This window comes from Nonomuraea sp. NPDC051298 (genome assembly GCF_055586305.1).
On sequence record NZ_JBVJIM010000007.1, the window covers coordinates 1 to 24,237 of the forward strand.

Sequence of the window (24,237 nt, forward strand, 5' to 3'; positions counted from 1 at the left end):
ACGGAATGATCGCGCTCTCGATTGGGCTCCTTCGCGCTTCACCCCAGGTCAAGTGCACCAGCGACCTGGCGCCAGTCGACGAACTTGAAGTTCGTCACCTCCCGGTCCCCGTCGCCGGGCGTGTCGGCCCCGTCGTGGACCACCAGCAGGCCCTTCGGGAAGGCGCTGCCGAGCGCGGCGCTGGTGACCATGGCGCCGTCGCTCACCTCGGCCCCGTCCGCGCGTGGTCCTGACGTCACGCGGAACTGCCCGATGTGTGTGTTGTCCGCCCGGTCGTACGCGGCGAACGTGTCGTCGCCCTGGCTGGAGGCCAGCAGGTAGCCGTCGCGCGGCCCGTCCTCGTAGATCGTCAGGCCCTCGGCGTCGGCCGACAGGTGGTCGCCGCCGTAGCCGCGGTCCTGGCCGGGCAGGCACTCCTCCGTCTCCGGGTCGTAGGTGTCCTGCCTGCCGTACTCCTTGACCTTGTCCATCAGCGCGGGGCGGCCGGTCAGGTCGGCGCGCAGGCGCCAGATGCCGACGTCCTCCTGTGCCGCGTACAGCACGCCGCGGGCGTGGTCCACCACCATGCCCTCGACCTGCGCCAGCTCGCCGGGCTCGCCGCATGGCGTCCAGGTGGTGCCGTCGGGGAGGGGGAAGGCGGCGGGCAGGTCGAGCGTGCGGACGTTGCGGTAGGTGACCTTGCCGCCGGGGGCGGCGGCGAGCTGGAGCAGGCCGAGCCGGGTCTGGTGGCGGCGGCTGACCACGACGCGGGTGCCGCTGACGGCCAGCCCGTACGCGGTCCGCGCCTCGTCCACCTCCTCCTGGCCGCCGTTGAAGACGAACGGCACGGCCAGGTCGGTCACGTCGGTGAGGGGAGGCCGGCCGGCGGCGGCCGCGGCCGGGTCGATGGCGAACACGCGCAACTGGTCGCGTCCCCGGTCGGAGGCGACGGCGAGGTCGACCTTGGCGCCGGTGGACAGGCGGAAGCCGTGGACGAGGTCGACGTTGTTGAGCCGTCCCGGCTCGTGGCCGGGGCCGGGCGGCGGCTGGGCGGGCAGGTGCTGGAGTTGGGCGCCGGACAGCGAGTACGCGTACAGGCCGCCCTCCTTGGCCGTGGTGATCACGACGCTCTTGGCGGGCCGGGAGGGGTGCACCCAGATGGCCGGGTCGTCGCCGTTGGCGAAGCCGCCGGCCTCGTCGTCGTAGAGGGGCGGGGTCTCGGTGGCGGCCACCACCTCCGCCACGGGCGCCGGGGTGAGGGGGGTGACAAGAAGCATTGCCGCGGATAAGAACGCACGCAGAGGCATCTCTCCAGATTCGCTGTCCGCCTTGAACGACGGGTTAACGTGCCGGGCATAAGTCAGCATGTCTATACAAACAGATGACATTGAGGTAGAACCAGGGCGAGCCCGTTGGTCTTGGAGGTGTCCTGTGAGACGTACCCCGATCGTGCTGGCCCTGCTGGGCGTTCTCGCCGTCAGCGGCTGCTCCTCCTCAGGAGGTCAGACCGCGCGGAGCGCTCCACCCGCCGCCTCCGAGGCGGCCGCGCCGTCCGGAGGCGGCGGCCGTTTCGCCGTGATCACCCACGGCGCGCCCGGCGACTCCTTCTGGGACGTGGTCAAGAACGGCGCGGAGGCCGCCGGCAAGCAGTACGGGGCGAACGTCACCTACCAGGGCGACGGCGACCCGGCCAAGCAGTCGCAGCTCATCGACCAGGCCGTCTCGGAGAAGGTGGACGGCATCGTGGTCTCCATGGCCAACCCCGACGCGCTGAAAGAGGCGATCGGCAAGGCGGTCACGGCGAAGATCCCGGTCGTCACGATCAACTCGGGGGCCGACTCCTCCAAGGCGTTCGGCGCGATCACGCACGTCGGGCAGTCGGAGGACGTGGCCGGGCGCGGCGCCGGCGAGCAGCTCAAGGCGGCCGGCGTCACCAAGCTGCTGTGCGTGATCCACGAGGCCGGCAACGTCGGGCTCGACCAGCGCTGCAAGGGCGCCGAGCAGACGCTGGGCGGCACGGTCGAGCGGCTGCAGGTCGACGTGAGCAACCTGGCCGACGTCACCTCCAAGGTCGCCGCCAGGCTCCAGACCGACCAGCAGGTCAACGGGGTGCTCACGCTCAACCCGGCGGTCGCGGTGGCCGCCAGGGACGCGATCGGCGACGCGGGCTCGCAGGCCAAGCTGGCCACGTTCGACCTGTCGGCGGACGTGGTGACCGCGATCAACGACGGGCAGATCCTGTTCGCCGTGGACCAGCAGCAGTACCTGCAGGGCTACCTGCCGATCACGTTCCTCAACCTGTACAAGGCCAACCTCAACACCGTCGGCGGCGGCCTGCCGGTCAACACCGGGCCCGGATTCGTCACCAAGGACAACGCCGCGCAGGTGGCCGAGCTGGCCGAGGCGGGCACGCGATGACCGTCGCGGCCGACGAGCGGATCGCCCACGTCGGGCTGACCCGCCGCCTGCTGATCAGGCCCGAGCTGGGCGCGGTGGTCGGGCTGGTGCTGGTGTTCGCGTTCTTCGCCGTGCAGTCGCCGGTGTTCCGCTCGCCGGACGGCATCGCCAACTGGCTCGACCCGGCGGCCACGCTGGGCATCATGGCGGTCGCGGTGGCGCTGCTGATGATCGGCGGGGAGTTCGACCTGTCGGCCGGGGTGCTGACCGGCACCAGCGGGCTGATCCTGGTGACGCTGGCCACCAGGTTCGGGCTGAACGTGTGGCTGGCGATGCTGGCCGGGCTGGTCGTGGCGCTGGCGGTGGGGTTCGCCAACGGGCTGGTGGTCACCAGGACGCGGCTGCCCAGCTTCATCGTGACGCTGGGCACGTTCCTCATGCTGCAGGGGATCAATCTCGGCGTCACCAAGGCCATCACCGGGACGGTGCAGGTCAGCGGGCTGCGCCGGGCGGAGGGGTTCGAGGCGGCGAACGCGGTCCTGGCCGGGACGATCGAGATCGGCGGCACCTCGTTCCGGGTGGCGATCCTGTGGTGGGTCCTGGTGACGGCGGTGGCGACGTGGGTGCTGATGCGCTCGAAGGTCGGCAACTGGATCTTCGCGGTGGGCGGCAACGAGCAGGCCGCCCGCGCGGTGGGCGTGCCCGCCGCCCGTACGAAGATCGCGCTGTTCATGACCACGGCGTTCGCGGCGTGGCTGGTCGGCTCGACCCTCGCGCTGCGGTACACGTCCGTGCAGGCCAACATCGGCATCGGGCAGGAGTTCATCTACATCATCGCCGCCGTGATCGGCGGCTGCCTGCTGACCGGCGGGTACGGCTCGGCCATCGGCGCCGCCATCGGCGCGGTGATCTTCGGGATGGCCGACAAGGGCATCGTGTTCCTGGGCTGGGACGCCGACTGGTTCACGTTCTTCCTCGGCGCGATGCTGCTGCTGGCGACGCTGGCCAACCGCCTGGTCAGGCGGTACGCCGAGGAGGTGCGGCATTGATCCTGGAGACCAGGGGCATCGGCAAGACGTTCGGCTCGGTGCTGGCGCTGCGCGAGGTGTCGATGGGCGTGGCGGCCGGGGAGGTCACCTGCGTGCTCGGCGACAACGGCGCGGGCAAGTCGACGCTCATCAAGATCCTCTCGGGGGTGCACCAGCACGACGCGGGGGCGTACCTGGTGGACGGGCAGGAGGTGCGCTTCGCCAGCCCCCGCGACGCGCTCGACCGCGGCATCGCCACCGTCTACCAGGACCTGGCGATGATCCCGCTCATGTCCGTCTGGCGTAACTTCTTCCTCGGCTCCGAGCCCCGCAAGGGCCTGGCCTTCGACGTGGCCAGGGCCCGCCGGGTGGCGCGCGAGGAGCTGCGCGCCATGGGCATCGACATCCGCGACGTGGACCAGCCGGTCGGTACGCTGTCCGGCGGCGAGCGGCAGTCGGTGGCCATCGCGAGGGCCGTCCACTTCGGCGCCCGCGTGCTCATCCTCGACGAGCCCACCTCGGCGCTCGGGGTCAAGCAGGCGGGCGTCGTGCTGCGCTACATCGCCCGTGCCCGCGACCGGGGGCTCGGCGTCGTGTTCATCACCCACAACCCGCACCACGCCTACCCGGTCGGTGACCGGTTCCTGCTGCTCAACCGGGGCGCCTGCGTCGGCGCGTACGGCAAGGCCGACGTCACCACGCAGGAGCTGACCGCGCTCATGGCGGGCGGTGCGGAGCTGGAGGAGCTGGCGCACGAACTGCGGCGCGAGTGAGCCCGGCCGGTTCCCCGAACGGGCAAATTTGGTGGACATTTGATGGTTTTGGGCGATGGGCTGGACGAGAGTACAGGCATAAGTCCTCGGTATGCCGGAATCGGAGGCCCAAGAGATCGCCATGACCACGATGACCAGCAGGCGCGTCGTGCCGCACCCGGAAGCCGCCGGGTAAGGGGCGCCTGGCATGGGGTTGTGGCCGGGAGCACCCCTGGGGCCGTTATTACCGGGCCGCCCGAGGACGGCGGGCCGCCCAGCGGGGCGGCCCGCTCCCCGGCCCGCCTCCGGGCGTGCTTCCCATTCCCCCTGCGAGGAGCCTCCATGACCGCCATCGACGCACGAACCCTGCCCATCGGCGCGGCGTTCGACCGCATGCCGTTCACCCGCAGGCACGTGCTCGCCGCGCTCGCGCTGTTCATCGCGTTCGTCATCGAGTCGTGGGAGCAGCTCGCGCTCGTCTACGTCTCCGGCGACCTGGGCGCGCGGCTGGGCATCGACGAGGCGGGCGTCGGGGTCGTGCTGTCGGCGGTCGCGCTCGGCATGATCCCCGGCGTGCTGGTGTGGGGGCCGGTGGCCGACCGGATCGGGCGGCGGCCGACGGCGTTCTGGTCGCTGCTGGCGTACGGGGTGATCGCGCTGGCCTCCGCGTTCGCCCCGAACGCGGAGGTGCTGGTGGCGCTGCGGGTGGCCTCGGGGCTGGCGCTGGCCGGGGTGTACACGATCACGTTCCCCCTCTTCCTGGAGCTGCTGCCGACCCGGCACCGCGGGCGGGCGGCGGTCTACCTGTCGATCGGGTGGCCGATCGGCATCCTGGCCGCGATCGGCGCGTCCGTGTCCCTGGGCCATCTGGGCTGGCGCGCGGTTGTGATCGCGAGCGCGGCGGCGGGGCTGTGGGCGTTCGCGGTCAGGGCGTGGGTGCCGGAGTCGCCGTACTGGCTGGCGGCGCGCGGGCGGCAGGAGGAGGCACGGGCGGTGCTGCGCGCGCTGGGCAGCCCGGACGCCGACGCCACGTTCACGGTGGTGAGCCGGCGCGCGGGACGGCCACTCGACCTGTTCAAGGGCGGGCTGGCCCGGATCACCGTGGTCATGCTGGTGCTGAACTTCACCTTCAACTGGGGCTACTGGGGCCTGCAGACCTGGCTGCCGGTGCTGCTGCAGGAGCGCGGGCTGACGTTGTCGGCCTCGCTCGGGTTCGCCGCGCTGAGCGCGCTGATGATGATCCCCGGGTACGTGAGCGCCTCGCTGCTGACCGGCCGGTTCGGGCGCAAGAGGGTGTTCCTGACGTACGTGGTGGCGGCGGCGCTGGGCGGGCTCTGGTTCGCCACCGCCGAGTCCACGGCCGGGCTGTACCTGGGCAACTTCGTGCTGGCGTTCTTCAGCCTGGGCGCGTGGGGCGTCTGGAACACCTGGAACGGCGAGTTCTACCCGACCGCCCTGCGCGGCACCGGCTACTCGTGGGCCACGGCGGCGCAGCTCGTGGCCACCACCGTCGCGCCGTCGGCGGTGGGCGCGCTGCTCGCGCACGCGACCGGGTTCACGCCCACGCTGCTGATCATCACCGCGTTCATGGTGGCCACGGCGCTGCTGGCGGTGCCACTGCCGGAGACGGAAGGACGCGAGCTGGAGTGATCCTCGGCGTCGCCCTGCGCATCCAGGAGCCCTCCGACGAGCCCTCGGAGGCTCCGGTACTGGTGACGGTCACCGGAGGCGTCCCGTCCTGGCCGGTGGCCCGCGCCACGGCCCGTACGGCCTCGCGGGCCTGCGTGGCGCTCGACCTGACCGGGGCGCGGACGGCGGCGGTGGCGGCCATCCGGGTGGGCGGGCCGTGCGCGTCGGCGCTGCGGCCGGTGGTCGGCTCGGGGGTGGCCACGATCGTACGCGGCGGCCACAGCGTGACGGGACGGCGGCTGGCGCCGCTGGACACCGAGGCGGTACGCCGGTTCGCGACCACCTGCGGGCTGGCGGACTTCGCCGTGACGGCCACGGGGTCGCCCATGCTGACCGAGCACGAGCTGGCCGTGGCGGCGATCATCGCGGCCGAGGTGCCGGACGCCCGGATCACGCTGTCGTACGAGTTCGGGCACCCGGGCCTGCGCGAGCGCGAGGCGGACGCGATCCGCAACGCGGCACTCGGCCCGGCGGCGGGGCGGATCGCCGACGAGGTGGCCAGGGAACTGCCCGGGGTGCCGGCGTATTTCGCCAGGTCGGGGAGCGGGCTGGTGTCGGCGCACTATTTCCGCAGGTTCCCGCTGGCCTGCGACCTGGGGGCGACCGCGAGCGGGGAACGGGGGCGGGCCGAGCTGGGCGAGGCCGGGCGGACGGCCCCAGAAGGGGTGGCGGCGGCGTACGGGGCGGCGCTGGCGGAGCCGGAGGCGCAGGTCGAACGGATCGTCCAGGCCCGCGGCCGGGCGGAGCTGGAGCGGGTGCTCCAGGACGCCAGGGACGAGGCGCTGACCCGGGTGGTCAGCGCGGGGGCCGCGCCGGGCTCGGCCCGGATCGCGGAGACCACGGTGAACCCGCTCTCCTACCTCCCGGACGGCCTGTATCGGGTACGGGTGACCGCGGGCGGGCGGCCGTGGGCCGGCTGATCGACCTCGACGGGCTGGCCCGGTTCTCGGCGGGGTCGCGGGTGTTCGCGACGGGGGCGGCGGAGTCGTCGTTCAACCTCGCCGTGGACTGGGCGCGGTCGGTGCTCGGCCACGGCGTCGAGCTGCTGGCGGCGGGCGAGCCCGAGCCGGACACGCTGTGCGTGGCGGTCAGCCTGGTGGGCTCCACGACGGCGCTGGGCGAGCAGTTGCCGTTCGGCGACGAGCCCGAGCGGGCGGTGCGGGCGCTGGAGCGCAGGCTGGGGGAGCGGGCCGGGGCGGTGGTGGCGCTGAACCTGGCGGCCGAGAACGCGCTGATCCCGCTGGTCGCGGCGGCCCGGCTGGGGGTGCCGCTGGTGGACGGCGACGGGTCGGGGCGGGTGTTCCCGCTGCTGGAGCAGACGACGTACGCGCTGGGCGGGCTGAGCCCGGCCCCGGTGGCGCTGGCGGGCGGCTCGGGGGAGGTGGTGCTGCTGGAGACGGCGGCCGACCGGGTGGAGGAGCTGCTGCGTCCTGTGGTGCTGGCGCTCGGGGGGTGGGCGGTGGCGGCGTGCTATCCGATGGCGGCCCGCGACCTGGCCCAGGCGGTGGTGCCGGGTACGGTGAGCCTGCTCATGCGGGCGGGGGAGCCGGGGGTCGAGCGGTCGGTGGCGGCGCCGTACGGGGTGCGGGCGTTGTGCCGAGGCCGGATCCTGGCCGTGGAGGGCAGCACGGGGCACGGCACCGACCTGGCCCTGCCGTCGCTGCCGTCCAGCATCGTGCTGCGCGAGTCGGAGGGGCTGCGCCGGCTGGTCAGGTTGGAGGCGCACAACGAGATCGTCCTGGCCTTGGCGGACGGCGCGGTGGCGGCCACGGTCCCGGACCTGATCTGCATGATCTCGACCGCCGACGAGATGGTGGTGGACGTGGACAAGGCGGAACCCGGCCTGGAGGTGGACATCATGGTGGTGCGGGCGGCGCCGGTGTGGCACACGGCGCGGGGGCTGGCGCTGGGCGGGCCACGGGCGTTCGGGATCCCGCTGTGAGAACGGATCCCGTTCTGAGAACGGATCCCGCTGTGAGGACGGAGATCGCTGTGAGACCGGGGAGGCAGGGGTGAGCGCGGTGCGGGCACCGGGGTGGGAGGCGCCGGTCACGGTGGCCGAGCTGGTCAACGCGGGCCCGCTGGCCGGGGCGCGCATGTACGGCGCGGGCGAGAACCCGGTGCGCGGCGTGCGGATCGTGGACGAGCTGTCGGTCTTCGGGACGGTCGCGCCGCACACCGCGGTGGTGCTGACCGGCGCGGCGGCCAGCGGGGGCTGGGCGGTGGAGATGGCGATGCGCCGGGCCTGGGAACAGGCGGCGGCGTGCGTGATCGCGCCGTCGGGCGGGCTGAGCGAGGGCTCGGGGGAGGTGCTGGCGGAGCGGCTCGGCGTGACGTTGATCTTCGTGGACGAGGATCCGCTGCTCGTCGCGGTCCGGGTGGCCTCGGCCGCGTCCCGGCCGGACGCGGCCCGTACGCAGCTCGTGGCCCGCTGCGCCACCCGGCTGGCCGACACGGGCGCCTCGGCGCGGCGGGTGCTCGGGGTGCTGAACGCGGAGCTGCCCGGCACGTCGGTGGCCTTCCTCGACCGGTACGGTCAGTCGCTGGCGGGCCGCAGGGACGCCGCAGGGGACGCCCTGCCGGGCCGCGCCCGGTGGTCGGCCGAGGTGGCAGTGCCCGACCTGGACGGCGGGGTGCTGGGGACGCTGGTGGCGGCCGGGACGTCGCGGGGGCCGGGCTGGCCGGCGGTGGTGCGTACGGTGCTGGGGCTGGCGGTCGCGCCGCTGACGGCGTGGGCGGCGCAGGAGCGGCTGCGCGCCTCCCGCGACTTCGCGCTGCAGGCGTCGCTGGCCGAGCGCCTGCTCGCCGAGGCCGCGGGCGCGCACCCGGACTCGGCGGCCGAGGTCGGGCCGGTGCCGGGGATCGCCGAACCGGAGGACACGGCGGACGAGGAACCGAGCGAGGGGTCGGCCGAGGGCCCGGCCGAGGAGACGGCTGACGAGACGGCGGTGGGGACTGTCGGGGGGACTGCCGGGGTGACGCGCACGGGTGCGATCGAAGGGACGAAGGCGGGCGCGATCGAAGGGACGCGGACGGGCGCCATCGCGCTGGGCTGGCCCGTACGCGGCCCGCTCACCGCCTACCAGGTCCGCCCCGTCGCCGAACCGGGCGAGGACGTCCCGGCCCGCGCCCTCATCACGGCCGCCCTGGGCGAGGTCCCCGTGCTGGCCCGCGGCGGCGGCTGGGCGGGCTGGTCCGCGCTGGGCCCCGCCGAGCTGGCCGAGCGCCTGATCCGCTGCCTGCGTACGCTGCCCTGGCCGTGCGCGGGCGGCGTGGGCGCGCAGGCCGAGGGCCTGGACATGGCCGAGGAGTCGCTGCTCGGGGCCCAGGCGGCGGCGTACGTGGCGGGTGCGGGCACGGTGTCCCGCGCCGACCAGATGGGCCCGGCCGAGCTGCTCGGAGCCCTGCCCACCGCCGCGCTCCAGACCCCGGCGGCCGTCGTGCTGCGCCCGCTGCTGGCCGTCGACCGCGACGGCACGCTGCTGGAGACGCTGGCCGCGGTCCTGGACGAGGGCGGCGCGCTGAAGGCCGCGGAACGACTGGGCGTCCACCGCAACACGATCACCACCCGCCTGGAGCGCATCAAGGCGGCGGGCTTCGACCTCGACGACGCCGCCACCCGCCTGGCCCTGCAACTGGCCTGCCACGTGATGCTCCGCTGACCGATCACGGGGACGGCCGGAACCGTACATCCGGGACCGCGTACGCGGGAGCCCCGCATGGCATGCTCGTAACGGCGACCACGGAAGGCGCCCCCCGGAAGGAGACATCCGTTGCCCGCTTCCCCGACAGAAGGCAGGCTGCTGGCGGTCAGCGACCTGCACGTCGCCTACCCCGAGAACCGGGCCGTCGTCGAAGAGCTGAAACCGCTCACCCCGGGCGACTGGCTGCTGGTGGCCGGCGACGTGGGGGAGCGGCTGGCCGACATCAGGTGGGCGTTGGGCCTGCTGGCCGGCCGCTTTGAACGGGTCGTCTGGGTGCCGGGCAACCACGAGCTGTGGACGGTGAAGGGCGAGCGGTCCGACCTGCGCGGGGTGGCCCGCTACGAGCACCTGGTGGGCGTCTGCCGCGACCTGGGCGTGCTCACGCCGGAGGACGACTACCCGCTGTGGGAGGGCTCGGGCGGCCCGGTGCGGATCGTGCCGCTGTTCCTCCTGTACGACTACACGTTCCTGCCCCCGGGCCACCACACGAAGGACAGCGGCCTGGCCTACGCCCACAGCACCGGCGTGGTCTGCACCGACGAGTACGTCCTGCACCCCGACCCGTACCCGAGCCGCGAGGCGTGGTGCCGGGCCCGCGTGGAGCTGACCGAGCGGCGCCTGGCGGCGCTCGACGACGACGTGCCGCTGGTGTTCGTCAACCACTACCCCCTGGTACGCGAGCCGACGGACATCCTGCGTTACCCCGAGTTCGCCCAGTGGTGCGGCACCACGGCCACCAGAGACTGGCACCGCCGCCACCGCACGGCCGCCATGATCTACGGCCACCTGCACATCCCCCGCGTCACCTGGCACGACGGCGTCCGCTTCGAGGAGGTCTCGCTCGGCTACCCGCGTGAGTGGAAGAGCCGCCCCGGCCCGCGCCGCCTGCTGCGCGACGTCCTGCCCGAAAGCTGACCACGGCGCGACGTCCTGCGCGAAAGCCGACCGCGGCCAGGGGAAGGCGTGGAGTCAGCGGGTGACCATGCCCTGCGCCAGGTCGGCGGCCAGGGCGACGGGGTCGCGGTCACCGGCCGGGCCGTAGCCGCCGCCCCCGCCCGACTCGCAGCGCAGCACGTCGCCCGTCCTGACCGGCAGCGCGTTCACCTTGAGCAGCTCGCGCGCCCGTTCGGTGCCCGGGTTGATGGTGACCCGCGGCGGAGCGCCCGCCCCGCCGCCGGCCAGCCCCCAGGCGGGGGTGACCGAGCGTTCGAACCACAGCGACAGCGAGGTGTCGCCGCGGAACTCGTACTCGCGGACCACGCCGTTGCCGCCGCGCCACCGGCCGGCGCCGCCGGTGTCCGGCCGAAGTTCGTAGCGGGTGACGCGGACCGGGAACAACGTCTCCAGCACCTCGATCGGCATGTCCCTGAGCGAGCCGTTGACGTTGTTGATCAGGCAGCTCTCGCCGTCGCCGCCCTCCCAGGCGCCCCAGCCGCCCACCGTGGCCTCCTGGGAGACGTACAGCTTGCCGGTACGCGGGTCCGTCCCGGTGAACTGCACGATCATCGAGTCCCCGTACGACGCCGCGGCCGCCTTGCCCGGCAGCGCCGGTGCGAGCGCCTTGACCACCAGGTCGATGAGCAGCCCCAGGTGGGAGTAGTAGTACTGGCAGGCGGCCGGCGACTCGGCGGCCAGCATCGAGCCGGGCCGCGTCCGCACCGACAGCGGTCGGAACGACCCCCCGTTCAGCGGCACGTCACCGGAGACGAGCAGCTTGTAGCCCACCCGCACGGCGGCCACCGCCTGCGCCGCGCCGCAGTTGACCGGGCCCGTCGCCTGGTCGGCGCAGTCGCTCAGGTCGACATGCATGTGCTCGCCCGACACCGTGATCCGCACGCCGACCGGCAGCGGCGTGGCCAGGTCGACGCCGTCGTTGTCGAGGAAGCCCGACGCCTCGTAGACGCCGTCGGGGATGGCCGCGATGGCGGCCCGCTCCATGCGCTCGGTCTGGGCGAAGATCTGGTCGCGGGCGGCCGTCACGGTCTCCCGGCCCCACCGGTCGACGATCTCCTTCAGCCGCCGCTGGCCGGTCATGGCGCAGCTCACCTGGGCCCGCAGGTCGCCGAGGGTGGCGTGCGGGAAGCGTACGTTGCGGGCGATCACCTGGTGCAGGTCGCGGCAGGGCCGCCCGCCCGCGTACACCTTGACCGGGGGCATCCGCAGGCCCTCCTGGAAGATCGACGTGGAGTCCATCGAGCCGCCGGGGTCCTTGGAGCCGACGTCGAGCCAGTGCGCCCGCGAGGCCGCGAACCCGGCCAGCTCCCCGCCGGCGAAGATCGGCCCGTAGACGGTGACGTCGTTGAGGTGGGTGCCGCCGATGTAGGAGTCGTTGAGCAGCCACACGTCGCCCTCCCGCCAGACCTCCCGGCCGTACAGGCGCTCGGTCTCGCGGGTGCACACCTCCAGGTTGCCCAGGAAGATCGGCAGGCCGGACGACTGGCCCAGGACGTTGTGGTCGCGGTCGAGCAGTGCGACCGCGCAGTCCTTGGCCTCGTAGATGACGGGGGTGTAGGAGCTGCGGATGAGGGTGGTGTTCATGTCTTCCGCCGCCTGGAGCAGCGCGCATCGGATGATCTCTGTGGTGACGGGGTTGATCACATGTCCACTTTCACGATGAGGAAGCCGTTCTCGTCCACGGTGGCCAGGCAGCCGGGCGGGATGACCGTGGTCGCGGTCTCCTCGACCACGATCGCGGGCCCGGTCAGTTCGCCGTCGAGGTCGGCGCGGCGCAGCACGGGGGTGCGGTGCACGGCGCCGTCGAAGATCACGTCATGGACGCAGGGCGGCGCCTGCTCGGGCCCCGCCACGGCCGGGGCCGCCGTGCGCGCGAACGTGCCGAACCCCGTGCTGCGCAGCATGACGAACTCCACCGGCGCCTCCGGCGTGGCGTGCCCGTAGCGGCCGGTGTGCGCCTCGGCGTAGCGGGCCGCGATCTCGGCGAGGAACTCGGGCTCGGCCGGTTCCTCGGCGTCGCGCAGCGGGACGGTGAGCGTGTAGTCCTGGCCCTCGTAACGCATCTCCACGGCGTGCTCCACCCGCCGCCGCTCCTCCGGGACGCCCTGCCCGTCGAGCGCGTCGAGCGCCTCCCGCTCCAGGGCGGCCAGGTTCGCGCACATGTCGGCGCCGTCGAGCGTGTCCTGCGGCCGGAAGTACGGATGCGTCAGATCCCTGCGCACCTCGGCCTGCAGCATCCCCCACGCCGAGAACGCCCCGGGGAAGCGCGGTACCACCACCTCGGAGATCCCCAGCTCCCGGGCGATGAACACGGCGTGCATCGGGCCCGCGCCGCCGAAGGCCACCAGTGCGAACTCCCGCGGCTCCACCCCGTGCTCCACGGTCAGCGTACGGATCGCCTGCGCCATCTTGGCGTTGGCCACGTCGCAGATGCCCTCGGCCAGCCGCAGCGGATCGAGGTCCAGCTCCTCGGCCAGCTCGGCCACCGCGGCCCCGGCGGCCTCGTGGTCCAGCGTCATCAGGCCGCCCGCGAACCACGCCGGGTCCATCCGCCCGAGCGCCACGTTCGCGTCCGTGACGGTGGGCCGGACGCCGCCCCTGCCGTAGCAGGCCGGGCCCGGCACGGCCCCGGCCGACTCGGGGCCGACGCGCAGCGCGCCCGCCTCGGCGTAGGCGATCGAGCCGCCGCCCGCGCCGATCGTGTGCAGGTTCACGATCGGCATCAGCACCGGGTAGCCCTCGATGCGCGCCTCGGCGCTGACGTCGGGACGGCCGTTCACGATGAGCGACACGTCGAACGACGTCCCGCCCATGTCGACGCAGATCGCGTGGCCGGTGCCCAGCAGCCTCGATGCCGCCACCCCGCCCATCGTCCCGCCGACCGGCCCGGACAGCAGCGTCTGCAGCGGCCGGCGCATCGCGTACGAGGCGTTGACCAGCCCTCCCGACGACTGCATCACGTGCACCGGCACGCCCAGCCCGCGCTCGGCGAAGCGCCGCCCGATTCCGGCCAGGTAACCGCGCACCACCGGCCCGGTGTACGCCTCCAGCACCGCCGAGGAGGTCCGCTCGTACTCCCGCCACTCCCGCGCGACCTCGTGCGAGAGCACGACCAGCACGTCCTCGCCCAGCTCCGCCCGGAGGATCTCGCCCGCCCGCAGCTCGTGGGCCGGATCGGCGAAGGAGAACAGCAGGCACACCGCCACCGCGTCGAACCCCTCGGCGCGCGCCCGCCGGGCCGCCGCCCGCACCGACTCCTCGTCCAGCGGGACCAGCTCCCGCCCCCGGTAGTCCAGCCGGCCGCCGATCTCCATGACGTCCTGCCGGGGCACCAGCGGCTCGGGTTTGCGGTAACGCAGGTCGAACATGCGGTCCCGGTTGCCCCTGGCGATCTGGTAGACGTCCCGGCCGCCCTGGCCGGACAGCAGCAGCACCCGCGCGCCCTTGCGCTCCAGCAGCGCGTTGAGCCCCTGCGTGGTGCCGTGCACGAAGAACGAGATGTCCGCGGGATCGTCGACGACCCGGCCCAGCGCGGCGAAGACGCCCTCCGCCAGGTCCGCGGGCGTGGTGGGCGCCTTCGAGGCGGTCACGGCCCCGGTGCGCTCGTCGTAGCAGACCACGTCGGTGAAGGTGCCCCCGATGTCCATGGCGACGCGATAGCTCATGCGCGGAACCGTATGCCGCGCCCGCCCGCCCGATCGTGTGCGCTCCGCACAGCCGGGTGCCGCCGGTAGTGCGTCCCGCCGGGTGCCCGGGAAAACGCCGCGCGGAGCGGGAGGTCGGCGGGGCCGGCCGGCCCGGTTGCGGTCCGGGAGTTCCCGCGGCAAGGCAATACGCTGTCGGATGTGCCTGCCCCGTACCTCACCCTGAAGACCGTCGTCGAGCACGAGACCGAGGCGCGGCGCTCGCGCTTCCTGTGCGCCCTGGCCCCGGCGCGCACTGTCGGCGAGGCGGCCGCGTTCATCGCCGAGCGCCGCCGCGAGCACGCCGACGCCACCCACAACTGCACGGCGTACGTGATCGGCGAGCGGGTCCAGAAGGGCGACGACGACGGCGAGCCGGGCGGCACCGCGGGCACGCCCATGGTGCAGGCGCTGGTGGGGCGGGGGTTCAGCGACGTGGTGGCGGTGGTGACCCGCTATTTCGGCGGCACCCTGCTGGGCGCGGGCGGGCTGGTGCGCGCCTACGGCTCGGCGGTGACCGAGACCCTCGACCGGGCCGAGCCGGTACGGATGGTCCCGGCCAGGCTCGTCCGCGTCGCGGTCGCCCACGACCAGGCCGGACGGGTCGAGAACGACCTGCGGGCCTCCAGGCACGCGGTGCGGGAGGTCGCCTACGCGGGCGAGGTGACGTTCGCCGTGGCGGTGGGCGACGACGAGGTGGCCGCGTTCACCGACTGGGTGGCCACGCTGACGGCCGGACGGGCCCGCGTGGACCTCGGCGACGCCCTCCACGTGCCCGCTTGACCGCCACTCCACGTGCCCGTCTGACCACGGAGAGTGACACTCTGCGCCCGCCCTCGGGGGGTCAGCCCTCCAGGGCGTACTGCATCACCCGGAACTTCGCCTGGGCCTCGGCCAGCTCGGCGGCCGGGTCGGAGCCGCCCATGATGCCGCCGCCCGCGAACAGCCGGGCCCGGCGGCCCTGCACGAGCCCCGAGCGCAGCGCGATGCCCCACTCGCCGTCGCCGTGGGCGTCGATCCAGCCCACCGGCCCCGCGTAGCCGGAGCGGTCCATGCCCTCCAGCTCGCGGATCACCTCGATGGCGGTCCCGGTCGGGGTGCCGCCGACGGCCGCCGTCGGGTGCATGGCGGCCACCACGTCGAGCACCGACGCCCCGTCGGCCAGCCGCCCGGTGACGTGGCTGGCCAGGTGCTGCACGTTGGGCAGCACGAGCAGCTCGGGCTCGTCGGGCGTGGTGAGCGCGGAGCACAGCGGCGCCAGCGTCTGGCGTACGGAGGCGATCGCGCACTCGTGCTCGTGCCGGTCCTTCGTCGAGGCGAACAGCGCCGCCCCCCGGGCGAGGTCGTCGGCCGGGCCGGTGCCCCGCGGGGTCGTGCCCGCCAGCACCAGCGACTCGATCTCCTGGCCCGTACGCCGGATCAGCAGCTCGGGCGTGGCCCCGACCAGCCCCGCCACCGAGAACGTGTAGCACTCGGGATAGCGGCGGGCCAGCCGGCCCAGCAGCAGCCGCACGTCGATCGGCCGCTCGGCGGTGGCGACTAGGTCGCGGGCCAGCACCACCTTCTCCAGCTCGCCCTCGCGGATGCGCTTGGCGGCCCGCGCCACGATGTGCTCCCACTCGGGAGCGGACAGGCTGCCGTCGCCGTAGCTGATGCGGCCGGGGTCGCGGACGGGCGTGAACCGCTCCAGCGGCGCCTCGCCGATCGTGGTCAGCCAGGCGTGGCCGCCGCGCCGGGCCAGCACGGCGCGCGGGACCACGAGCACCGAGCCGTGGGAGTCCTGGTCGAAGGTGAAGCTGCCGAACGCCACCGCGCCGGAGCCGGGTGTGCGCACCGCGTCGTCGACCTGCGCCTCGCCGAAGACGGTGGCCAGCCACTGGCGGGCCCAGGCGAACCTGCCGGGCCCCGGCGGGACGGCCACCCGGGCGGCCTCACCCCAGCCGACCAATCCCTCGCCGTTCCTGATCCATGCGTAGGGTGCGGTGCGGGGGAGAGCGGCCAGCAGATCACCGGGGTCGCCGACATGGGTGGTGCGAACCGGCAGCGGGCGGGTTGTTCCGAGCGCGACACTCACCCGAGACACTCTATGCGGGAACTGAACACGTTCGACTCGGACCCCCGTGAATGCGAGCTTACGGGCAAAGAACCCGGAAAAAACCGGATGCCACGGCGTATTGAGCCCAACCCGATCCGGTCCGGCCTGTCAAGCGCCGATATGAAGTCGGTCCTGAAGTGGCAGGCGTCGCGGCGAGGTCATGGTGAGGCGGTGATCGGCTCCCTACCTTTGAGCCCATGATCGCTCGCCTGGGCCCCGTCCTCGCCGCCGTCGTACTCACCGCCTCGGGCCCGGCCCAGGCCGCCGCCGCGTCGGCCGCCGCGCAGCCGGTGCCCGAGGTCATGGCCGCACTCGGCGACTCCATCTCGACCGGGTTCAACTCCTGCGGCTTCTACGTCTCCTGCACGCCGCGTTCCTGGGCGACCGGCGACAGCGGCCAGGTCAACAGCCACTACCTGCGATTGACCGAACTGTCTGGAACGCTCCACAAGCACAACCACAACTACGCCGTCCCCGGCGCGACCAGCGCCAACCTGCTCGCGCAGGCGAAGAAGGCGGTCTCGGCCAAGGCCGACTACGTGACGATTCTCATAGGCGCCCAGGACGCCTGCGTACGCACCGAGGAGGCGATGACCTCCGTGGAGACCTACCGGCGGCGCCTGGACACGGCGCTGGCCGAGTTGCGCGCCGGCCTGCCCGGGGCCCGCGTGTTCATCGCCAGCATCCCCGACCTGCGGCGGCTCTGGCAGGTGGGCAAGGACACCCCGCTGGCCCGTACGTTCTGGGCGGCCGGCCGCATCTGCCAGACCATGCTGGCCCGGCCCACCTCCACCAAGCGGGCCGACGCCGAGCGCCGTTCCCGGGTGCGCGACCGCGTCATGGCCTACAACCGCGCGGCGGCCCAGGCGTGCGCCGCGTACGGCGCGAACTGCCGTACCGACGGGGGAGCGGTCTTCTCCTACCCGTTCACGCTCGACCACGTGAGCAGGTGGGACTACTTCCACCCCAACACCTCCGGGCAGGCGGTGCTGGCCCAGCGGACCTACGACAACGGCTTCGCCTGGCTCGACCCCCGCTGACGCGGGCCTGTGACCGGGAGCGGGCGGTCACCGGCACTGCGCCAGCATCGCCCTCTTGTCGGCGGCCGTCACCGGCACGTCGTACTTGAGCGCCACCTGGGCGAACCGCGTGACGTACGCGCACCGGATGTCGCGCCGGGGCGGCAGCCAGCCCGCTGGCCCCGAGGCTTCCTTCTGCTCGTTGGCGTTCCCGTCGACGGGCAGCAGGTTGAGCGGGTCGTTGGCGAAGTCGAGGCGCTTGGACATCGGCCACCCCCGCGCCCCCATCCGCCACCCGTAGTTGAGCGGCACCACGTGATCCACCTGTACGTCGTCGGCGTCACTCTTGCGCCAGCGGATGAGCCGTCCCGTGTAGGGGTCGGTCAGGTCCATGGAGACGACCTCGCAGGTCGAGCCCGTCCGGTATTTCACGTTCCGGCCGTCGCGGGCCAGCAGGTCGTCACGGGTGCGGCAGCCGTTGCGCGCGTACGGCACGCCGGTGGCGCTGTCGGCCCAGTTCTCCCCGTAGCGGGTGCGCGTGTAGCCCGTGCCGGGCCCGAGCCCCTTGACGCGCAGGCGTTCGATGAGCCCACGGGCCTCCGACCGGTCGGCGTCGGCGCTGACGGGGGCCAGGCCCGGCAGCGTCCCGCTGAGGTTGCCCAGCGGGCCGGCGGCGGTGGCCGGTGGGGTCTTGGTGCTGTCGATGAGGGAAACGACGATGACGGCGCCGGTGAGGACGGCGAACGCGTCCTTGGTGCTCAAACGGCCCCTCCAATGAGCTCCAGGTTGTCTAGAGAGATTCCCGGCCCCGGCTCTCGCGACACGGGGAGGGTTGTGTGACTCACCCGCCGATCCCTGTCCCCCACTCAGCACGGCGAGCGGAAATGCGAGTTAACGTGTAAGCAGGTAATCATCCTGGAGGGCGCGATGGCGGATCCCCTTGACGCCTACTCACGCGTGGTGTCTTCCGTGGCGGCCGAGCTGCTGCCGAAAGTGGCCGCCGTGCGGGCCGGGCGGGGCAGCGGCTCGGCCGTGGTGTTCACCGACGACGGCTTCCTGCTGACGAACGCGCACGTCGTCGGCTCCTCCCGAGCCGGCGCCATCGCCTTCGCCGACGGCACGTCCGGCGACTTCGCGGTCGTCGGCCGCGACCCGCTGTCGGACCTGGCGGTGATCAGGGCGCAGACCGCCACACCCCCGCCCGCCGAGCTGGGCCACAGCGACGAGCTGGTGGTGGGGCAGCTCGTCGTGGCCGTGGGCAACCCGCTCGGGCTGTCGGGGTCGGTGACGGCCGGGGTGGTCTCCGGGCTGGGCCGCTCGCTGCCCGCGCGCAGCGGCTCCAACCTGCGCCTGATCGAGGACGTGATCCAGACCGACGCCGCACTCAACCCGGGCAACTCGGGCGGGGCGCTGGCCGACTCGCGGGCCCGGGTGGTCGGTGTCAACACGGCGGTGGCCGGGGTCGGCGTGGGGCTCGCCGTGCCGATGAACGACACCACCCGGTCCATCATCGCCGCGCTGATCAGGGACGGCCGGGTCCGGCGGGCGTTCCTGGGCCTGGTGACCTCCCCGGCGCCGCTGCCCGAGCAGTTGCGGCGGCGCACCGGGCAGGAGGGGGCGCTGCGGGTGGTCGAGGTGGTGCCCGGCTCGCCCGCGCAGCGGGCCGGGCTGCGCGCCGGCGACCTGGTGCTGAGCGCGGGACGCCACCCGGTGGGCGACGCGCAGAGCCTGCAGCGGCTGATGTTCGCCGACGCGATCGGGCGCCCCCTGCCGATCACCGTCCACCGCAACGGCGCGCTCGTCGACGTCATCGCCGAGCCCGTGGAGCTGACGGGCTCCGGCGTGTGACCCCGCGGGGCGGGGGTCAGGGGCAGGGCGGCGTGACGTCCTCCGCCGCCGGGGCCCGCCCGCGCTCGCGCCGGGCCAGCAGGTCGGCCAGGAGCGCGTCCCACTGCTCCCCGACCACGTCCACGTCGTAGGTGCCGGCCGTCTCCAGCGCCCGGGCGCCGAGGTCGCGGCGCAGCCGCTCGTCCTCGATGACCCGGATGATCGACTCCGCGAGGTTGGCGTTCGTACGCGGCTTGACCAGCAGCCCGTCCACCTCGTGCGTGATCATCTCCTTCGGCCCGTGCGGGCTGTTGAAGCTGACGATGGCCAGCCCCTTGCCCATGGCCTCCAGGATCGTCATGGGGAAGCCCTCGTGACGGGAGCTGAGCACGTAGATCGAGGACCTCTCCAGCTCGGCGCCCACGTCGGTGGTCGGCCCCGGCAGCTCGACCTTGCCCTCCAGGCCCGCCTCGGCGATCTGCTGGGCGAGGTTCTCCTCCTGCGGCCCCGCCCCGAAGATGCGCAGCTTCCAGTCGGGGTGGGCGGCGGCGACCGTCTCCCAGGCGGCGATCAGCCGGTGGAAGCCCTTGATGCGGGTCATCCGGCCGACGGCCACGGCCACCTTGGCGTCGAGCTTGGCCACGTCACCCGTCATCGGCGGCACCGCGTTGGGGATGCGCGTCAGCCTGCGCGGCTTCTTGGGCAGCGTCTCGCGGTAGTCGCGCAGGTCGGCCTTGGTGAGCGTGACCAGGGCGTCGAGACGGCGGTAGCGCCACTTGATCAGCTCTTGGACCGGCTCCGGCTGGGTGCGCAGCGCCACGTGCTCCTGCCCGACCGTGATGACCCCGGGCAGCGCCAACTGCGCGATCGCGAGATTGAGCCCCGGGCGGGTGGCCATCAGCACGCCGGTGTCCATGGAACGGATGAAGCGGGCCAGCCTGAGGTCGGTCCACAGGTTGAAGCGGTGGTAGGCCGACTCCTCCTTGGGGATCAGCTTGCTGGGCAGCTTCGACAACATCGCCCGTACGGGGTCGGCGCCGGGGTTGATCCGGTCGTCGAGAAAGCGGAACCGCACGCGCGGATCGATCGGGAAGAACGGCTCCTCGGCCTCCTTCAGGATGCTGACGATCTCCACGTCGTGCTCGTCGGCCAGGTAACTGGCCAGGTTGAACACCGTCCGGATCGTGCCGCCCATCCCATAGGCGTGCAGGAGCAGGATGCGGATCCGCTCGGTCGAAGGCGGAGGGGCGTTGCGTGTCTTGCGCCGGGTGTATCCCCGGTAGAGCCTGCCCACGGCCGACCTGCCCTTGCGTGCCAGTGCGCGCACCTGACGAATCCCCCTCGTGTATGCGGAAGAAGTCTCAACACACGTGGCCGGTGGTGAGGAACTTCGCCTCGCCACCGGCCGTCGTCCAGTCTCGGTGGCGTGCACGTGTTCATCCCCTGTGCGCTTTCCCCACCTATGATCTTTAGACGCCAGAAAGGTGGCTAAGGTTGCATGCGCGGCCGGTGCCGGGGGTCGGGAGTGTGCGGCGGACGCTCGGCCAGCAGGCCCAGCGCGACGTCGATGGCCCGTTCGAGCTGCGTGTCCACGCCCCGGGCGTAGTCCTGCGGGGTGATGTCCACCTCGATGTCCGGGTCGGTGCCGTAGTTCTCCACCTGCCAGCCCACGTCGTCGAAGGCGAACGAGAACTCCGGCTGCGTGGTCACCGTGCCGTCGGCGAGCCGGTGGCGCGGCCAGATGCCGATCACGCCGCCCCACGTGCGCTTGCCGACCAGCGGGCCCAGCCCGAGCAGCTTGAAGGTGTGGCTGAAGATGTCGCCGTCGGAGGCCGCGAACTCGTTCGTGACGGCCACCAGCGGGCCGCGCGGCGACTCCGGCGGGTACGGCTCCGCGTCCCCCCACCGCGGATAGTCGTAGCCCAGCCGCCGCCTGGCCAGCTTCTCCAGCAGCAGCGCCGAGACGTTCCCGCCGCCGTTGAAGCGCACGTCCACGATGAGCGCGTGCCGGTCGTACTCGGCCAGGAACCCCCGGTGGAACTCCCCGAACCCCTCGGCCCCCATGTCCGGCACGTGCAGGTAGCCGACCCGGCCGCCGGAGCGCTGGTGGCACTGGGCGCGGTTGAGGTTGACCCAGTCGCGGTAGCGGGCGGGCTGCTCGTCGGCCAGGGCGCGTACGGTCACCGAGAAGACCCGCTCCCCGCGCCGCAACGTCAGCTCGACCTCCTCGCCCGCCTGGTTGACCAGCCGCTCGTTCGGCGTGGCCGCGCCCTCCGACGGCCCTCCGACAGGCGCGCCGTTGATGGCCAGCACGGCGTCACCCGTACGCACGTCGACCCCGAGCCGGGTCAGCGGCGAGGTCGCCTGCGGATCACCCGGGTCGCCCGTCACGATGGCCGCGATGTGGTAGACGCCGTCGCGCAGGCACCAGTCGACGCCCAGCTTGCCCTGGCTGTAGTCGGGCCCCGGACGGTACTCGCCGCCGCTTTCGAACGCATGGCTGGTGGCCAGCTCGCCGTGCAGCTCCCACAGCAGGTCGGAGAACTCGCCCCGGGTCGTCACCCGCTCCACCAGCGGCCGGTAGCGGTCGTAGACCGCCGGCCAGTCGACGCCCGCCATGTCCTCGGTCCAGAAGTTCTCCCGCTGCAGCCGCCACGCCTCACGGAACATCTGCCGCCACTCCGCCTCAGGGCAGACCGACACCTTGATGCGCGACAGGTCGATCCAGCCGCTCTCGCGTCCCGGCCCCTCCTCGTCGCCGGGCACCTCGCCCGCCTTGACCACCCGCAGCCTGCTCCCCGCCCGGTACAGCAGGGTCCTGTGGTCGCGCCCCAGCTCGAAATCGCTCACGCCCTCGGCGAACGTCTCGTTCCGCCCCTTCGCGAAGTCGAACAGGTGCAGCGTGTCCTCCCCTTCGAGCGGGCTGGTCAGGATCAGCGCCTTGCCCTTCAGCCCGGCCACCCGCTCGTAGCGGCCCTCCGGCAGCGGGAACGCGGTCACCCGGCGGGCCAGCCCGTCCACGTCCACGCGCAGCGGCTCGGGCTCGTCGCCGTCCTCGTCCTCGTCCTCCTCTTCGTCCTCGTCCTCCTTGCCGGTCAGCGGACGCGGCCGGGGCACGAACGGGTCGGGCACGTCGGCCCGCAGCGCCACCGCGTACGGGCGGGAGCCCAGCGGGAAGCCCAGGTCGAACTGGAGCTGGTCGTAGACGGGGGAGAAGACGCGCTGGCCGATGAAGTACAGGTAGCGGCCCTGCGGGTCGAAGGCCGGCATCGAGTCCTTGAGCACCGGCTCGCTGGCCCGCACCGTGCGGGCCGTCTCGGGGTGGTGCAGCTTGATCGCGGTGGTCTGGGCGTTGAGCGGGCTCGCGTACGCCAGCCAGGAGCCGTCGTGCGACCAGGCCGGGTCCTCCGGCGGGCCGTGCGGGTTGGCCTCGACCAGCTCGGTCCGTCCGGTGGCCAGGTCGAGCAGGTGCAGCTCGTGCCGGTGGTTGACGACCGCCACCCGGTCGTGGGCGGGGTCGGGCACCAGCTCGTTGATCCGGCCCAGCCGGGCCACCTCCGTGCCGGGGCCGCCCTCGCCGCCTTCGAGCACGACCAGCTTCTCCTCGTCGCCGTCGTCGCTGGCCGCCGCGATCAGTCGTGTGCCGTCGTTGAGCCAGGTCAGGAAGCGGTAGCGGACGCCGTCGGGGGAGCCGTGCTGGCGTACCGGGCCCTCCCAGTTCGCCATCGCGTACGCCTTGCCGCGCGCGGTGACCGCCACGGCGCTGCCGTCGGGGCTCAGCCGGGCGCTGTCGAGGTAGTCGGCGGCCTCGACGAACCTGCGGTTGCGCTGCGTCCTGGAGCTGGCCAGCCGCACCTCCAGGCGGCGCGGCCGCTCGCCGGGCTCCAGCAGGTACAGGTCCGCGCCCGCATGGTAGACCAGCCGGTGCCCGTCGCCCGACAGGTTGCGGGCGTAGTAGTCGTCGTGGTGGGTGTGCCGGCGCAGGTCGTCGCCGCTGGGTGAGCACGAGTAGACGTTGCCGACGCCCTCGTGGTCGGAGATGAAGCACACCCGGCCCCCGCTCCAGCAGGGGGAGGCCAGGTTGCCCGGCAGCCTGATCAGCCGCCTGAACTCGCCGTCGCCGAGCGGGTCGATCCACAGGTCGCCGACCGTGCCGCCGCGGTAACGCTTCCAGCGCGCCGGGTCGGCGGTGTTGCGGCCGAGCACGATCATGCCTTCCGGCCCGTACGCGATCGAGTTCGCCGGTCCGTACGGCAGCCGTTCCGGCACCCCGCCCGGCGCCACCCGGTGCAGCCACTGGCGGCCCTCGAACGGCTGTGACTGGTCGCTGGCGTACACGATGTGGCCCTCGGGGTCCCAGCCGGTCACCGTGCAGCGGGACCCGTGGAAGGTCACCCGGCGGGCCGCGCCGCCGTCGGACGGCATCACGTACACCTCTTCCGGGCCCTCCTCGCGTCCGACGAACGCGAGCTGGTCGCCGCGCGGCGAGATGCGGGGGTAACCGGCCTCGGCCAGCCCGGCGGTGAGCCGGAAGGCCCGGCCTCCCTGGGCGGAGACCATCCACAGGTCGTCCTCGGCGGCGAAGACCACCACGTCCTGGAAGACGGCGGGGAAGCGCAGGTAAGCCGACATGAGGGGCAGCTCCACGGTCAGATCGGACGACCGAGCCCTTTCGGCCTCGGCCGCCCGATCATCATGTCACCGGCCGGGCAGTCTACGAGGGCTGCCCGGAAGGACGCTCTTCGCCGGTCGGGTTCCGGCTCTCCCGCTTGGTGTCCTTGGCCTGGCGGCTGCTCTTGATGGCCTGCTTCTTGGACTTGCCGGACTTGGCCGCGGGTTTCTTCCTCGTGTCAGCCATGGAGATCATCCCCCCCTGTACGGACGAGATGTACCGAATTGGTACACCAAGCCCGTTAATACCCATCTCCTCACGAAACCCGACATACCACCTATCTAGCCCATTGCGCCCCAGCCGATGGCGGCGGCGCGGCCATCGGCGGCGGCGGCCTTCTCCGGCCCGACCGAGGGCCTCGGGCGGCCCCTTCGGGCGGCCCCTTCGGGCGGCCCCTTCGGGCGGCCCCTTCGGGCGGTCCTTCGGGCGGTCCTTCGG

General features: G+C 73.1%; 19 protein-coding genes. 11 read left to right on the forward strand and 8 right to left on the reverse strand.

Annotation, left to right across the window (positions count from 1 at the left end; genetic code table 11):
- Nucleotides 1-38: 38 nt before the first annotated feature.
- The gene (locus ACZ6S0_RS21560; RefSeq protein ID WP_465920332.1) at nucleotides 39-1,256 is read right to left on the reverse strand and encodes a phytase; all 1,218 of its coding nucleotides are present in this window, start codon (nucleotides 1,254-1,256) and stop codon (nucleotides 39-41) included.
- A 154-nt stretch (nucleotides 1,257-1,410) separates the two neighbouring features.
- Between ACZ6S0_RS21560 and ACZ6S0_RS21565 the strand changes: the two genes are divergently transcribed.
- The 8 genes from ACZ6S0_RS21565 (at nucleotide 1,411) to ACZ6S0_RS21600 (ending at nucleotide 10,464) form a co-directional block, all read left to right on the forward strand.
- Complete coding sequence (locus tag ACZ6S0_RS21565; RefSeq protein ID WP_465920336.1) at nucleotides 1,411-2,397, forward strand: sugar ABC transporter substrate-binding protein; 987 nt, start codon at nucleotides 1,411-1,413, stop codon at nucleotides 2,395-2,397.
- The gene (locus tag ACZ6S0_RS21570; RefSeq protein WP_465920339.1) at nucleotides 2,394-3,425 is read left to right on the forward strand and encodes an ABC transporter permease; all 1,032 of its coding nucleotides are present in this window, start codon (nucleotides 2,394-2,396) and stop codon (nucleotides 3,423-3,425) included. The genes ACZ6S0_RS21565 and ACZ6S0_RS21570 overlap by 4 nt, the downstream gene beginning before the upstream one ends.
- On the forward strand, nucleotides 3,422-4,177 hold the full coding sequence (locus tag ACZ6S0_RS21575; protein ID WP_465920343.1) for an ATP-binding cassette domain-containing protein: 756 nt from the start codon (nucleotides 3,422-3,424) through the stop codon (nucleotides 4,175-4,177). The genes ACZ6S0_RS21570 and ACZ6S0_RS21575 overlap by 4 nt, the downstream gene beginning before the upstream one ends.
- A 321-nt stretch (nucleotides 4,178-4,498) precedes the next feature.
- Nucleotides 4,499-5,806 (forward strand): MFS transporter, encoded by a 1,308-nt coding sequence (locus ACZ6S0_RS21580; RefSeq protein ID WP_465920346.1) that lies wholly within the window; start codon nucleotides 4,499-4,501, stop codon nucleotides 5,804-5,806.
- Nucleotides 5,803-6,765, forward strand: coding sequence for a hypothetical protein (locus tag ACZ6S0_RS21585; protein ID WP_465920350.1), 963 nt, complete (start codon nucleotides 5,803-5,805; stop codon nucleotides 6,763-6,765). Before ACZ6S0_RS21580 ends, ACZ6S0_RS21585 begins: the two co-directional genes overlap by 4 nt.
- Entirely contained in the window at nucleotides 6,753-7,787 is a 1,035-nt protein-coding gene (locus tag ACZ6S0_RS21590; RefSeq protein WP_465920353.1) for a DUF917 domain-containing protein, read from the forward strand. The genes ACZ6S0_RS21585 and ACZ6S0_RS21590 overlap by 13 nt, the downstream gene beginning before the upstream one ends.
- Nucleotides 7,788-7,857: 70 nt before the next feature.
- Nucleotides 7,858-9,507, forward strand: a complete 1,650-nt coding sequence (locus ACZ6S0_RS21595; RefSeq protein ID WP_465920356.1) for a PucR family transcriptional regulator — start codon at nucleotides 7,858-7,860, stop codon at nucleotides 9,505-9,507.
- A gap of 111 nt (nucleotides 9,508-9,618) precedes the next feature.
- Nucleotides 9,619-10,464 carry a metallophosphoesterase family protein gene (locus ACZ6S0_RS21600; RefSeq protein ID WP_465920359.1) on the forward strand — a complete coding sequence of 282 codons (846 nt, stop codon included), beginning with the start codon at nucleotides 9,619-9,621 and terminating at the stop codon, nucleotides 10,462-10,464.
- Between the two features lie 54 nt (nucleotides 10,465-10,518).
- Here ACZ6S0_RS21600 and ACZ6S0_RS21605 read toward each other — a convergent pair whose 3' ends face one another.
- Together ACZ6S0_RS21605 and ACZ6S0_RS21610 are read right to left on the reverse strand one after the other, a co-directional pair.
- Nucleotides 10,519-12,147, reverse strand: coding sequence for a hydantoinase B/oxoprolinase family protein (locus ACZ6S0_RS21605; RefSeq protein WP_465920361.1), 1,629 nt, complete (start codon nucleotides 12,145-12,147; stop codon nucleotides 10,519-10,521).
- Nucleotides 12,144-14,168, reverse strand: coding sequence for a hydantoinase/oxoprolinase family protein (locus ACZ6S0_RS21610; protein ID WP_465920365.1), 2,025 nt, complete (start codon nucleotides 14,166-14,168; stop codon nucleotides 12,144-12,146). The genes ACZ6S0_RS21605 and ACZ6S0_RS21610 overlap by 4 nt, the downstream gene beginning before the upstream one ends.
- A gap of 180 nt (nucleotides 14,169-14,348) precedes the next feature.
- On the opposite strand from ACZ6S0_RS21610, the gene ACZ6S0_RS21615 reads away from it, so the two are divergent.
- Complete coding sequence (locus ACZ6S0_RS21615) at nucleotides 14,349-14,969, forward strand: YigZ family protein (protein ID WP_465920368.1); 621 nt, start codon at nucleotides 14,349-14,351, stop codon at nucleotides 14,967-14,969.
- A 61-nt stretch (nucleotides 14,970-15,030) separates the two neighbouring features.
- On the opposite strand, the gene ACZ6S0_RS21620 is transcribed toward ACZ6S0_RS21615, so the two are convergent.
- Complete coding sequence (locus tag ACZ6S0_RS21620) at nucleotides 15,031-16,260, reverse strand: isochorismate synthase (RefSeq protein WP_465920371.1); 1,230 nt, start codon at nucleotides 16,258-16,260, stop codon at nucleotides 15,031-15,033.
- Nucleotides 16,261-16,478: 218 nt separating this feature from the next.
- Between ACZ6S0_RS21620 and ACZ6S0_RS21625 the strand changes: the two genes are divergently transcribed.
- Nucleotides 16,479-17,321, forward strand: a complete 843-nt coding sequence (locus ACZ6S0_RS21625; RefSeq protein ID WP_465920375.1) for a GDSL-type esterase/lipase family protein — start codon at nucleotides 16,479-16,481, stop codon at nucleotides 17,319-17,321.
- A gap of 27 nt (nucleotides 17,322-17,348) precedes the next feature.
- On the opposite strand, the gene ACZ6S0_RS21630 is transcribed toward ACZ6S0_RS21625, so the two are convergent.
- Entirely contained in the window at nucleotides 17,349-18,062 is a 714-nt protein-coding gene (locus ACZ6S0_RS21630) for an HNH endonuclease family protein (RefSeq protein ID WP_465920378.1), read from the reverse strand.
- A 165-nt stretch (nucleotides 18,063-18,227) separates the two neighbouring features.
- Here ACZ6S0_RS21630 and ACZ6S0_RS21635 point away from each other — a divergent pair, with 165 nt between their 5' ends.
- A complete protein-coding gene (locus ACZ6S0_RS21635; RefSeq protein WP_465920381.1) occupies nucleotides 18,228-19,148 on the forward strand; it encodes a S1C family serine protease in 921 nt (306 codons plus the stop codon).
- A 16-nt stretch (nucleotides 19,149-19,164) separates the two neighbouring features.
- On the opposite strand, the gene ACZ6S0_RS21640 is transcribed toward ACZ6S0_RS21635, so the two are convergent.
- From ACZ6S0_RS21640 to ACZ6S0_RS21650, 3 genes are all read right to left on the reverse strand, one after another.
- Nucleotides 19,165-20,454, reverse strand: a complete 1,290-nt coding sequence (locus ACZ6S0_RS21640) for a glycosyltransferase family 4 protein (protein ID WP_465920383.1) — start codon at nucleotides 20,452-20,454, stop codon at nucleotides 19,165-19,167.
- A 161-nt stretch (nucleotides 20,455-20,615) separates the two neighbouring features.
- The gene (locus ACZ6S0_RS21645; protein WP_465920386.1) at nucleotides 20,616-23,774 is read right to left on the reverse strand and encodes a S41 family peptidase; all 3,159 of its coding nucleotides are present in this window, start codon (nucleotides 23,772-23,774) and stop codon (nucleotides 20,616-20,618) included.
- A gap of 67 nt (nucleotides 23,775-23,841) precedes the next feature.
- Nucleotides 23,842-23,985 (reverse strand): hypothetical protein, encoded by a 144-nt coding sequence (locus ACZ6S0_RS21650; RefSeq protein ID WP_465920389.1) that lies wholly within the window; start codon nucleotides 23,983-23,985, stop codon nucleotides 23,842-23,844.
- Nucleotides 23,986-24,237 lie beyond the last annotated feature (252 nt).